The following is a 10,711-nucleotide window of genomic DNA, read 5'->3' on the forward strand; positions in this document are numbered from 1 at the left end:
TCTTGCCCTTCAGCTCGCCGTCCACCGCCTTGACGACCTTGCGGGCCATGGCGCGCTTGCGCTCGTCGTTCACCTTGACCGTGGTCTCGATCAGCTCGACGGGCGCGCCGTAGTCGCGGGCGGTGCGAACCAGGGCGAGCGTATCCTTCGGGAAGCAGCTGCCGCCATAGCCGGGCCCGGCGTGCAGGAACTTGTTCCCGATCCGCCCGTCCAGGCCGATGCCGCGGGCCACCTGCTGCACGTCGGCGCCGACCGCCTCACAGAGGTCGGCCATCTCGTTGATGAAGGTGATCTTCATCGCCAGGAAGGCGTTGGCCGCGTACTTGATCAGCTCGCTGGTCCGCCGGCCGGTGAACAGGATCGGCGTCTCGTTCAGATAGAGCGGTCGATAGAGCTCGCGCATCACCTCGCGGGCCCGCTCGTCGTCGGTGCCGACCACGACGCGATCGGGGCGCTTGAAGTCCTCGATGGCCGCGCCCTCGCGCAGGAACTCGGGGTTCGACACCACGGCCACGTCGGCGTCGGGCCGCACGCGCTTGAAGATGGCCTCGATCTCGTCGCCGGTGCCGACCGGCACCGTGGACTTGGTCACCACCACGGTGAAGCCGTCGACCAGGCCCGCCACCTCTTCGGCTGCCGCATAGACGTAGGACAGGTCCGCATGGCCGTCGCCACGCCGCGACGGCGTGCCCACGGCAATGAACACCGCGTCCGCCTCGCGCACCGCCTCCTTCGCCTCGGTCGAGAAGAACAGACGGCCGGCCTTCACGTTCTGGGCGACCAGAACGTCCAGGCCGGGCTCGTAGATCGGGATGCCGCCCGCCTTCAGGCGCTCGATCTTGCCGGCGTCCTTGTCGATGCAGGTGACCGTGTGGCCGAAGTCGGCGAAGCACGCCCCGCTGACCAGGCCCACATAGCCCGTCCCGATCATCGCAACCTTCATGCGCGGTCCCCCGAACCTCTAACGCTCAGCACTTGAGGACGTCCGTAGACGTCAGATCTCTTGGTTGTACGCCCCGACCTGCGAGCGCTTGGCCAGTCGCGGCTTCACCTCTTCGCGGAACAGCCGGCGCATGTCGTCTTCCGACTGGGTGCTCTCGACCACGACCACGAGCTCGGGCTTGTTCGACGAGGCGCGGACCAGCACCCACGAGCCGTCCTCCAGCGCGACGCGGACGCCGTTGACGGTCACCAGGTCCACGATCTTGCGGCCCAGGATCGTACCGCCGCCGTTGGCGAAGTCGGTGTACTCGCGCACCACGTCGTCGACGACGCCGTACTTCTCCTCGTCGGCGCAGTGCGGGCTCATGGTCAGCGACGTCCAGGCGACCGGCAGGGCCTTCTTCAGGTCCGAGAGCTTCTTGTCCGGGTTGCGGTCCAGCATCGACAGGATGGCGGCGGCCGCCACCAGGCCGTCGTCGTAGCCGCGCCCGATCGGCGGGTTGAAGAAGAAGTGGCCGCTCTTCTCGAAGCCCGCCAGCGCGCCAAGCTCGGCGGTCTTGCGCTTGATGTAGCTGTGACCGGTCTTCCAATAGACGGTCTTGGCGCCGTTCTTCTTCAGCACCTCGTCGGTGGCGAACAGGCCGGTGGACTTCACGTCCACCACGAAGGTGGCGTCCTTGTGCAGCTCGGAAAGGTCGCGGGCCAGCATCAGGCCGATCTTGTCCGCGAAGATCTCCTCGCCCTCGTCGTCCACCACGCCGCAGCGGTCGCCGTCGCCGTCGAAGCCCAGGGCCACGTCGGCGTCGTACCTGCGCACGGCGTCAGCCATGGCGTGCAGCATCACGCTGTCTTCCGGGTTCGGATTGTACTTCGGGAAGGTGAAGTCGAGGTCGCAGTCCATCTCGACCACCGTGGCCACGCCCATCCGGCGCAGGGCCTCGGGCGCGAAGGCGCCGGCCGTGCCGTTGCCGCAGGCGGCGACCACCTTCAGCGGCCGGCTCAGGCTGGCGCGGCTGGCCACGTCGGCGATGTAGCGCTCGGCCACGCCCGACACATGCTCGACCGAGCCGCCGGGCCGCTGCTTCCACTCGCCCTTCAGCACGATCTCCTTCAACCGCCCCATCTCGTCCGGGCCGAAGGTGAGGGGGCGCTGGGCGCCCATCTTCACGCCGGTCCAGCCGTTCTCGTTGTGGCTGGCGGTGACCATCGCCACGCAGGGGGCGTCGAGGTCGAACTGGGCGAAGTAGGCCATCGGCGAGACCGAAAGGCCGATGTCCAGCACCTCGCAGCCGGCCGCCACCAGACCGATGGTCAGCGCCTGCTTGATCGACAGCGAATAGGACCGGAAGTCGTGGCCGACCACGATCCGCTTCTGGCCCAGTTCGTGGATGTAGGTACCGAGACCCAGGCCGAGCGCCTGAATGCCCAGCAGGTTGATCTCGGGCCCGAACAGCCAGCGCGCGTCGTACTCGCGGAAGCCCGTGGCCTTCACCAGCGGCTGGATTTCATAGTCGAAGGTGTTGGCGACGAGGTCGGCGCGAGGTGCGGGCAGCATCGGAACTCCGGCGAACGGCTTTGCTTTTCGGCTTCTACTTGCAGGGAGGCCCCTTAGGCCACCCGAACGCATACGGCTGCGCTTGGTTCGTCACATAACGCCCGCGCGCAGCAGATCGTGGACATGCAGCACCCCGACGGGGCGGCCGTCCTCGACCACGAACAACACTGTGACCGACGGCGGCGGATCGCTCATCAGGGCCAGCGCCTCCGAGGCGAGCATGCCGGGCGGCGCCACCTTCTTCGGGCCGGGCGTCATCACCTCGCTGGCGGTGTGGTCCAGCAGGCCGTCGATGTGGCGGCGCAGGTCACCGTCGGTGATCGCCCCGGCCAGGCGGCCCTCGCCGTCGAGCACGCCGACGACGCCCCAGCGCTTCTCCGTCATGACCAGCAAGGCCTGGCGCATCGGGGTGTCGGCGCCGACCAGCGGCAGCTCGCCCTCGCCATGCATCAGGTCGCCCACGGTGCGCAGCATCGCGCCCAGCTTCCCGCCAGGATGGAACACGTGGAAATCGCCCGCCCGGAAGCCCCGGCGCTCCAGCAGAGCGACGGCGAGGGCGTCGCCGATCGCGATCTGCAGGGTGGTCGAGGTCGTCGGCGCATTGACCTCGGCGGTCGCCTCGCTGGTGTCGGCGAGGGTCAGCACGATGTCGGCGGCGCGGCCCAGCGCGCTCTCCGGGTTGGCGGTGATCGCGATCAGCGGGATCGAGAAGCGGGTGGCGTAGGCCAGCACGTCTGCCAACTCGCGCGCCTCGCCCGACTTGGACAGCGCCACGATCGCGTCTTCCGGTCCGATCATGCCCAGGTCGCCGTGGCTGGCCTCGGCCGGATGCACGAAGAACGCCGGCGATCCCGTGGAGGCGAAGGTGGCGGCCAGCTTGCGCGCCACGTGGCCCGACTTGCCCATGCCGGTGCAGACAATACGGCCCTTGGCGGCGAACAGCCGGTCAACGGCCTGCGCGAACGCTGGTCCCAGCGCCTGCGCCTGCGCGGTGAGGGCCTGAGCCTCCGCGACCAGCACGCGGCGCCCGACGGCGATGGTGTCTTCGGCGCTCATTGCGAGGGGGCGAGCGCCTCGTTCTGGATGTTGCGCACGGCCTCACGCGCCTGGTCGGTGCGGCGCATTGCGGCTTCGTGCTCGCGCTTCATCGCGGCCTGCACCTCAGGGCTACGCTGCACGGGCGGGTGGCCGAACGGATCGGGCGAGCGGTCGCCCAGCCCCTGCGGCCAGACCATCGCCAACGCCACGGCGCCGGCGGCGGCCAGGGCGAGCAGCGGCATGTAGAGGCGGTCGAGCATCCGCCGCTCTATAGCCCGCGCCGGCTTGACGGCGAAACCCTTGGGCCGTAGCCGCATGCCTCCCGCACAACGGAGGCCGCCTTGCCCACCCTGATCCTGCTGCGTCACGGCCAAAGCCAGTGGAACCTCGAGAACCGCTTCACCGGATGGGTCGACGTCGACCTGACGCCCCAGGGCGAGGCCGAAGCCAAGAAGGGCGGCGAGCTGATCAAGCAGGCGGGCCTCGCCATCGACCGCTGCTTCACCTCGGTCCAGACCCGGGCCATCCGCACCTCGTGGCTGGCGCTGCACGCCGCCGGCCAGGCCTTCGTGCCCGAGACCAAGGACTGGCGGCTCAACGAGCGCCATTACGGCGGCCTGACGGGCCTCAACAAGGCCGAGACGGCCGAAAAGCACGGCGAGGAGCAGGTCAAGATCTGGCGGCGCAGCTACGACATCCCGCCGCCGCCGCTGGCTGCCGGCTCGGAGTATGACTTCTCCAAGGACCGGCGCTACGCTGGCGCCAAGCTGCCCGACACCGAGAGCCTGAAGACCACCCTCGACCGCGTTGAGCCCTACTGGGAAAGCGACATCGCCCCCTGCCTGAAGCGCGGCGAGACCCTGCTGGTCGCCGCACACGGCAATTCGCTGCGGGCCATCGTGAAGCTGCTGTTCGGGGTGGGCGACGACGCGATCGTCGGCGTGGAGATCCCCACCGGCAATCCGCTCGTCATCGACCTGGACGGCTCGCTGAAGCCCACCGCAGCCCGCTACCTCGACGAGGCGCGTGCGACGGAGCTGCCGCCGCTCTAAGCTGACCGGGATGACCGATCAGGACTTCATGCGCCGCGCCATCGCGCTCGCCCGCACCCAAGTGGGCCGCACCGGAGACAATCCGGCCGTCGGTTGCGTGATCGTCCAGGCGGGCGAGGTGGTCGGCGAGGGCGTCACCGGCGAGGGCGGCCGGCCGCACGCCGAGGAGCTCGCCCTTGCCCAGGCTGGCGCGCAGGCCAGCGGAGCGGTCGCCTACGTCACCCTGGAGCCGTGCGGCGAGCGCTCGTCCGGCGCCGCCTCCTGCAGCGAGCTCCTGGCGCGCGCCGGGGTGGAAAGAGTGGTCGTGGCCTGCGCCGATCCCTCGGTGTTCGCCGCAGGCCGGGGCGCCGAGCGATTGCGTGCATCCGGAGTTGCGTTCGACCAGGGGTTGCTGGGCTCCGAGGCGGAAGGTCTCTACGCCGCCTACGCGCCGGCTAAATCTCTGGAAAGTCGCCGTTAATCGGTGGGGCGCTAACGTCGTTCGTTAGTTCTGCCGGACCCGCCCGCATGCCCGTCACCCACGCCCGAGACCTCGTCACCGCCCGCCTGACCCAGGCGCAGGTCGAGGCCATCTGCGCCAAGCACGACCGGCTGTGGAGCTCCAAGCCCGGCGGCGCGCGGGCCGTGTTCGCCTGGCGGGACCTGACGGGTCTCGACCTGAGCGGCAAGAACCTGTGCGACGCCGACTTCACCGGCGCCATTCTCACCGACTGCAAGCTGGCGGGCGCGAGACTCGACAACGCCACGCTGTTCGGCGCCGACATGCAGAACGCCAACCTGTCCGACGCTTCGCTGCGCCGGGCCGACCTGCGTGGCGCCTGCCTGCGCAACGCCGACCTGACCGGCGCCGACCTGTTCGAGGCCGACCTGCGCGAGGGCGCGATGGCGGCCGCCGACCGCAAGTTCGGCTTCCGCAGGCTCGAGACCGGCCAACCTGTGGCCTCCGGTGAGATGCAGGGTGCGATCCTCGCCGGCGCCAACCTGGAACGCTCGCGGCTGTCCGGCGTCATGGCGGTTCGCGCCGACTTCACCGACGCGGTGCTGCGCGACGCCAAGCTGATCCGGGCGAACCTGAAACAGGCGCAGATGAAGGGCGCCAACCTGTCGGGCGCCGATCTCTCCGGGGCCGACCTCGCCGGCGCCGATCTGCGCGACGCGGTGCTGGTGGGCGCCAAGACGGTCGCCTGGAACGTGATGGACGCCAACCTCGCCGGCGTGCTCACCGACGAGCCGGCCGGCAAGCTGGCCACGGGGCTGCCCTACAAGACCATGATCCGCGATCACGCCCGCTGGTGCGAGACCGGCGGCGAGGAGGGCGCGCCCAGCGTTTTCGACGGCGCCGACCTGCGCGCCCTCGGTTCGATCCGGGGCTTCAACCTCACGGCCCTGTCCGGCAAGCGCGCGGTCTTCTACGGCCTCGACATGGAGGGCGTGCAACTGCAGGGCGCCCACCTGGAAGGCGCCGACCTGCGCAACTGCAACCTGCGCCGGGCCGACCTCCGCGGCGCCAGGCTCGTGGGCGCCAAGCTTTCGGGCGCCGACCTGCGCGAGGCCCAGATGGGGCCGTTGCTGCTGGGAGCCGACCGGATCCTGCCCTGCAACATGACGGGCGCCCAACTGAAGAACGCAGACCTCTCAGGCGCCGACCTGCGCCAGGCGCTGCTGGTCGACGCCGACGTCAGCCGCGCGAACTTCCAGGGCGCCCAGACCCGCCAGGCCAACTTCACCGGCGTGACCCGCCAGGGCGCCCGGGGACTGGATGCCGTGATCTGACGTGACCGCCGCCGTAGCTCCTGTCCTGACGGGTCGTCGCCGCCTGAGCCAAGGCGAGCTCACGCTGTTGCTCGACGCCCACGCGCGCTTCGCCGCGGGCCAGGGCGGCAAGCGGGCGTCGCTGCCGTTCGTGGACTTCTCTGGCCTGGATCTGTCCGGTCGCGACCTATCCGGCGCCGACTTCTCAGGCTCCGTGTTCGACGGAGCCCGGCTCTCCGGGGCCAGGCTCGCTGGAACCAACCTCTCCGGCTGCGACCTGCGCCACGCGGACCTGCGCCATGCGGACCTCACCCGAGCCAATCTGCGCGGCGCCTGCCTGACCGGGGCGAACCTGATGGGCGCCGACCTCACCGAGGCGGACATGCGCCAGGGCAAGGTCGCCAAGCCGCACCCCAGCAAGGGCTTTCCAGCCGTCGTCGAGGAGCCGCGTGCGGGGCAGCTGGACGGCGCCACGCTTTCGGGGGCCGTTCTCGACCGCTCGCAACTGGACGGCGTCAACGCGGTGGACGCCGACCTCTCCGACTGTTCGCTGAAGGGCGCGCGCCTCTCCGACGCGATCCTGCGCGCAGCCAACCTCACGGGCGCGGTGCTGCACGGGGCGCTCGTCAACGGCGCGAACCTGGAAGGCGCCGACTTCGCAGGCGCCGATCTGTCGGGCGTCTCGCTCGCTGCGGCCCGCACCGCCGGCGCCAAGCTCGGTCAGGTGAAGAGCCAGCCCAGCCGCCAGACCATGGTGCGCGCCGAGCAACTGGTCCGCCAGGCCCGCGCCCACGACGCCTGGGTGCGCTCGGGCGGCAAGGACGGCAAGCCCACCGTGCTGGACGGCGAGGACCTGCGTCCCGCCGCCGCCGCGTTGAAGGGCCTGCGGCTCACGGCCATCAGCGCAAAGAAGGCCTGCCTGGCGGGGCTCGACCTCTCGGGCGCCCACTTCCAGGGCGCGAACCTCGAAGGCTGCGACCTTTCCGGCGCAAGCCTCGCGGGCGCCGACCTGCGCGGCGCGCGACTGGCCGGCGCGGACTTGACCCGTGCGGATCTCACAGGCGCCATCCTCACCCCGCTGCCGTTGGGTCCAGGGCGGCAGACGCCGGCGAACCTCACGGGCGCGCGCCTGCGCTACGCGAATCTGGAAGGCGCGGACCTGACCGGCGCCCAGCTCGAAGGCGTCGACGCCCGCGGTTGCCGTCCCCCGCTCCGCTAGGCCACGAAAAAGGCGACGCCCTTGCGGGCGCCGCCTGGTTTCGAGCCGAGAGGCGCTCGGAGGCTTACGCCGCCTTTTCGCCTTCGATCAGCTTGGATTGGCCGCTCGTGATCTCGATCCGGCGCGGCTTCAGCGCCTCGGGCAGCTCGCGCTTCAGCGAGATCGAGAGCAGGCCGTCGGCGAGGTTGGCGTCGGTCACGACCACGTAGTCCGCCAGCTGGAACCGGCGCTCGAAATTGCGCTCGGCGAGACCGCGGTGCAGGTACTGCTTGGTCTCGTCGTTGGCGGCCTTGCGGCCCTGGACGGTGAGGAGGTTCTCCTTCACCTCGACGTTGAGTTCTTCAGGACGGAAGCCAGCCACCGCGATCTCAATCCGGTAGGCGTTCTCGTCGGTCCGCTCGATGTTGTACGGCGGATAGCCGGTGGCGGCGTCGGTGGCCGCGGTCTCGAGCAGCGAGGCCAGGCGGTCGAAGCCCACGACGGAGCGGTAGAGGGGGGAGAAGTCGATCGTACGCATGCGATTCACATCCTTCTTGTCGAAGCAAGGTTGCGTTTGGGGTTGGCGCGCCGGCGGACCTCGCGATTGAGCGTCCGCAGCGGCCGGAAGGCCCGGACATCCAGCGCCTTCCGCGGATTGATTTAGGAGGCGGAAAATCCGCTTCAAGGGCTTGCGCCGGAAGCTTGGCCATCTAGGCTCCCGGCCACGTAACGCCTTCAGGGAGGCTCCCCAAGATGCTCCGTCCGCTCCTCGCCGCCGCCGCCGTCGCCGCGGCCATTGCCGCTCCGGCCTACGCCGCCGACGCGCAGCTCCAGGCCGCGGTCAACGGCCCGCAGCGCAGCGAGGCCCACAAGGCCCGCGACGCCCACCGTCATCCGGTGGAGACGCTGACGTTCTGGGGCCTGAAGCCGAAGATGACGGTGCTCGAGATCAGCCCCGGCTCGGGCTACTGGACCGAGATCCTGGCGCCCTACGCCAAGGCGACCGGCGGGACCTACGTCGCTACCGCCGCCGACCTCAACAATCCGAACATTTCAGAGGCCGCGAAGACCGGCCGGGCCAACTTCGAGAAGAAGTACGCCGACGAGGCGAAGTACGGGAAGATCAACTACGTGGGCTTCGGCCCGACCTCCGGCCCGCTCGGCGCGCCAGGTTCGGCCGACATGGTCATCACCGCCCGCAACCTCCACAACTGGGCGCCGAACCCGGCGTTCCTCGACAAGGTGCTGAAGGACGTCCACGCCGTTCTGAAGCCGGGCGGCATCCTCGCCGTTGAAGAGCACCGCAAGGATCCCAAGCCCGAGGCCGACAAGTGGTCGGACGGCTACATGTCGGAAGCCACCGTCATCGCGGCGGTCGAGAAGGCCGGCTTCAAGCTGCAGGCGAGGTCCGACGTGAACGCCAATCCGAAGGACACCAAGGACCATCCGTTCGGCGTCTGGACCTTGCCGCCGACGCGCCAAACCGCCGGCCGCGGCCAGCCCGCCGACCCGAACTTCGACCGCACCAAGTACGACGCCATCGGCGAAAGCGACCGTATGACGCTGCGGTTCGTGAAGGTCGGCTGAGCCGCGCGCTTTGACCCGGCCAGCCGATCTCGCTAGTTCGGAAGATGGTCGGCTGCCGGGGGGCGGACGAGACAGGTTGCAGCGCCCGATGATGCTTCTCTCCCGTCGTGCGGTCCTGGCGAGCGCCGCCGCGCTCGCCGCCTGCGGGCAGAAGCCCGCCGCCAAGGGCGAGGCCAAGACCGGCGCCGCCAAGTCGCCGGCCGATCCCTCGACCCTCGAGGGCGCCGCGGCCGGCGCGTGGCGGCTGCCCGCCGACCGCGCCCGCGACGCGTTCCGCCACCCCGTCGAGAGCCTGAAGTTCTGGGGTCTGAAGCCGGGCCAGACCGTCGTCGAGTTCTGGCCGGGGGCCGGCTGGTACACGGACATCGTCGCGCCGTTCCTGGCCGCGACGGGGGGCAAGCTCTACGCCGCCCAGCAGCAGATCACCGATCCGGCGGACACCGCCACCAAGGCCGTGCTGGACGCCTATGCGCGGCGTCTGGCCGAGGCGCCCAAGCGGTACGGCAAGGTCGAGATCACGGCCTTCGGCCCGACCAGCGGGCCCGTCGCGCCCGCCGGCAGCGCCGACCTCGTGCTGTTCCTGCGCAACCTGCACAACTGGATGGCCCTCGGGATCGCGGAGAAGGCCTTCCGGGACGCCTTCCTGGCCCTGAAGCCCGGCGGCGTCCTGGGGATCGAGGAGCACCGCGCCAATGCGGGCGGCGTGCCGGACCTGCTGGCCAGCGACGGCTATGTGGAGCAGGCCTACGCCATCAAGCTGGCGGAGGAAGCGGGCTTCCGGCTTGAGGCCGCCAGCGAGATCAACGCCAACCCGAAGGACACCAAGGACCATCCCTTCGGCGTCTGGACCCTGCCGCCGGTGCGGCGCACGTCCGAGCTGGGCCAGCCGCCCAACCCGGCTTTTGACCGCTCGAAATATGACGCCATCGGCGAGAGCGACCGGATGACGCTGAAGCTTGTGAAGCCGGCCTGACCCGGCCTCCGGGTGCGGCAAACACGTAACGGCGATCACGACCCGTTTACACATTTCGCGCCTAAGGCGAAGCTCAACCGTGAGTCGGGAGAGCGCGGGGGCGTATGGCGACGCTTGAGGAATTGACGGACCGCATCCGCGACGCAGTCGCGTCGGGAGCTGGGCTGTCGCGCGCCGTCAAGCTCGACCTCAAGGGCGAGGGCGTGATCCACGTGGCCGGCTCGGACGTCTCGAACGAGGACAAGCCCGCCGATCTGGTGGTGCGGATCAGCCGCGCCGACCTGGCGGCGCTGGGACGCGGCGAACTCGATCCCATGCGCGCCATGATGACGGGACGCATGAAGCTTTCCGACATGGGCCTGGCGATGAAGTTACAGCCTGAGATTCAGGCTCTGTTTTCAAAGGCCGTGTAAGCGACGCCTATCAAATGACAGAGCCGCCGCCCCTTCTGGACATCCCCGAGGACCCGATCCCGCCCGGCGCCGCGGCCGAATGGGTGATCGGCGCCGACGGCGCGAAGCTGCGTGCGGCGCTCTTCACGCCGTCGGGCCGGGCGCGCGGCTCGGTGGTGCTGTCCGGCGGCCGGACCGAGCCCATCGAGAAATATTTCGAGA

12 protein-coding genes and 1 pseudogene are annotated in these 10,711 nt (G+C 69.9%); 8 read left to right on the forward strand and 5 right to left on the reverse strand.

Annotated elements, in window-relative coordinates; translation table 11 throughout:
- The 4 genes from RIF93_RS14635 to RIF93_RS14650 form a co-directional block, all read right to left on the reverse strand.
- A partial coding sequence (locus RIF93_RS14635) for a UDP-glucose/GDP-mannose dehydrogenase family protein (protein WP_309092187.1) occupies nucleotides 1-943 on the reverse strand: 943 nt, incomplete at its 3' end.
- Between the two features lie 51 nt (nucleotides 944-994).
- Nucleotides 995-2,497 (reverse strand): phosphomannomutase/phosphoglucomutase, encoded by a 1,503-nt coding sequence (locus tag RIF93_RS14640; protein ID WP_309092188.1) that lies wholly within the window; start codon nucleotides 2,495-2,497, stop codon nucleotides 995-997.
- 90 nt (nucleotides 2,498-2,587) lie between these two features.
- Nucleotides 2,588-3,553 (reverse strand): KpsF/GutQ family sugar-phosphate isomerase, encoded by a 966-nt coding sequence (locus RIF93_RS14645; protein WP_309092189.1) that lies wholly within the window; start codon nucleotides 3,551-3,553, stop codon nucleotides 2,588-2,590.
- Nucleotides 3,550-3,795 carry a hypothetical protein gene (locus RIF93_RS14650; protein WP_309092190.1) on the reverse strand — a complete coding sequence of 82 codons (246 nt, stop codon included), beginning with the start codon at nucleotides 3,793-3,795 and terminating at the stop codon, nucleotides 3,550-3,552. Before RIF93_RS14650 ends, RIF93_RS14645 begins: the two co-directional genes overlap by 4 nt.
- An 81-nt stretch (nucleotides 3,796-3,876) precedes the next feature.
- Between RIF93_RS14650 and gpmA the strand changes: the two genes are divergently transcribed.
- The 4 genes from gpmA to RIF93_RS14670 are packed head-to-tail and all read left to right on the forward strand — an operon-like array spanning nucleotide 3,877 to nucleotide 7,558.
- Nucleotides 3,877-4,587 (forward strand): 2,3-diphosphoglycerate-dependent phosphoglycerate mutase, encoded by a 711-nt coding sequence (gene gpmA / locus RIF93_RS14655; RefSeq protein WP_309092191.1) that lies wholly within the window; start codon nucleotides 3,877-3,879, stop codon nucleotides 4,585-4,587.
- Between the two features lie 10 nt (nucleotides 4,588-4,597).
- Nucleotides 4,598-5,047, forward strand: a complete 450-nt coding sequence (locus RIF93_RS14660) for a deaminase (RefSeq protein ID WP_309092192.1) — start codon at nucleotides 4,598-4,600, stop codon at nucleotides 5,045-5,047.
- Nucleotides 5,048-5,094: 47 nt separating this feature from the next.
- Complete coding sequence (locus RIF93_RS14665; protein ID WP_309092193.1) at nucleotides 5,095-6,360, forward strand: pentapeptide repeat-containing protein; 1,266 nt, start codon at nucleotides 5,095-5,097, stop codon at nucleotides 6,358-6,360.
- A gap of 1 nt (nucleotide 6,361) precedes the next feature.
- A complete protein-coding gene (locus RIF93_RS14670) occupies nucleotides 6,362-7,558 on the forward strand; it encodes a pentapeptide repeat-containing protein (RefSeq protein ID WP_309092194.1) in 1,197 nt (398 codons plus the stop codon).
- Between the two features lie 64 nt (nucleotides 7,559-7,622).
- On the opposite strand, the gene RIF93_RS14675 is transcribed toward RIF93_RS14670, so the two are convergent.
- On the reverse strand, nucleotides 7,623-8,075 hold the full coding sequence (locus RIF93_RS14675; RefSeq protein WP_309092195.1) for an Hsp20 family protein: 453 nt from the start codon (nucleotides 8,073-8,075) through the stop codon (nucleotides 7,623-7,625).
- A 215-nt stretch (nucleotides 8,076-8,290) separates the two neighbouring features.
- On the opposite strand from RIF93_RS14675, the gene RIF93_RS14680 reads away from it, so the two are divergent.
- From RIF93_RS14680 to RIF93_RS14695, 4 genes and pseudogenes are all read left to right on the forward strand, one after another.
- The gene (locus RIF93_RS14680) at nucleotides 8,291-9,124 is read left to right on the forward strand and encodes a methyltransferase domain-containing protein (RefSeq protein WP_309092196.1); all 834 of its coding nucleotides are present in this window, start codon (nucleotides 8,291-8,293) and stop codon (nucleotides 9,122-9,124) included.
- Between the two features lie 88 nt (nucleotides 9,125-9,212).
- Nucleotides 9,213-10,097, forward strand: coding sequence for a methyltransferase (locus RIF93_RS14685; RefSeq protein ID WP_309092197.1), 885 nt, complete (start codon nucleotides 9,213-9,215; stop codon nucleotides 10,095-10,097).
- Nucleotides 10,098-10,219: 122 nt separating this feature from the next.
- Entirely contained in the window at nucleotides 10,220-10,510 is a 291-nt protein-coding gene (locus RIF93_RS14690) for an SCP2 sterol-binding domain-containing protein (RefSeq protein ID WP_309092198.1), read from the forward strand.
- A gap of 14 nt (nucleotides 10,511-10,524) precedes the next feature.
- Nucleotides 10,525-10,711 (forward strand): annotated as a pseudogene (locus tag RIF93_RS14695) (alpha/beta hydrolase); the annotation flags it as partial.

Origin of the sequence: Phenylobacterium sp., assembly GCF_031181185.1 — a bacterium.
Classification (GTDB): domain Bacteria; phylum Pseudomonadota; class Alphaproteobacteria; order Caulobacterales; family Caulobacteraceae; genus Phenylobacterium.

What these genes read in the sequence shown, in the direction of transcription:
- RIF93_RS14640 (WP_309092188.1), bottom strand. Translation starts at nt 2,497, where the DNA reads ATGCTGCCCGCACCTCGCGCCGACCTCGTCGCCAACACCTTCGACTAT.
- RIF93_RS14645 (WP_309092189.1), bottom strand. Translation starts at nt 3,553, where the DNA reads ATGAGCGCCGAAGACACCATCGCCGTCGGGCGCCGCGTGCTGGTCGCG.
- RIF93_RS14650 (WP_309092190.1), bottom strand. Translation starts at nt 3,795, where the DNA reads ATGCTCGACCGCCTCTACATGCCGCTGCTCGCCCTGGCCGCCGCCGGC.
- RIF93_RS14660 (WP_309092192.1), top strand. Translation starts at nt 4,598, where the DNA reads ATGACCGATCAGGACTTCATGCGCCGCGCCATCGCGCTCGCCCGCACC.
- RIF93_RS14665 (WP_309092193.1), top strand. Translation starts at nt 5,095, where the DNA reads ATGCCCGTCACCCACGCCCGAGACCTCGTCACCGCCCGCCTGACCCAG.
- RIF93_RS14675 (WP_309092195.1), bottom strand. Translation starts at nt 8,075, where the DNA reads ATGCGTACGATCGACTTCTCCCCCCTCTACCGCTCCGTCGTGGGCTTC.
- RIF93_RS14680 (WP_309092196.1), top strand. Translation starts at nt 8,291, where the DNA reads ATGCTCCGTCCGCTCCTCGCCGCCGCCGCCGTCGCCGCGGCCATTGCC.
- RIF93_RS14685 (WP_309092197.1), top strand. Translation starts at nt 9,213, where the DNA reads ATGATGCTTCTCTCCCGTCGTGCGGTCCTGGCGAGCGCCGCCGCGCTC.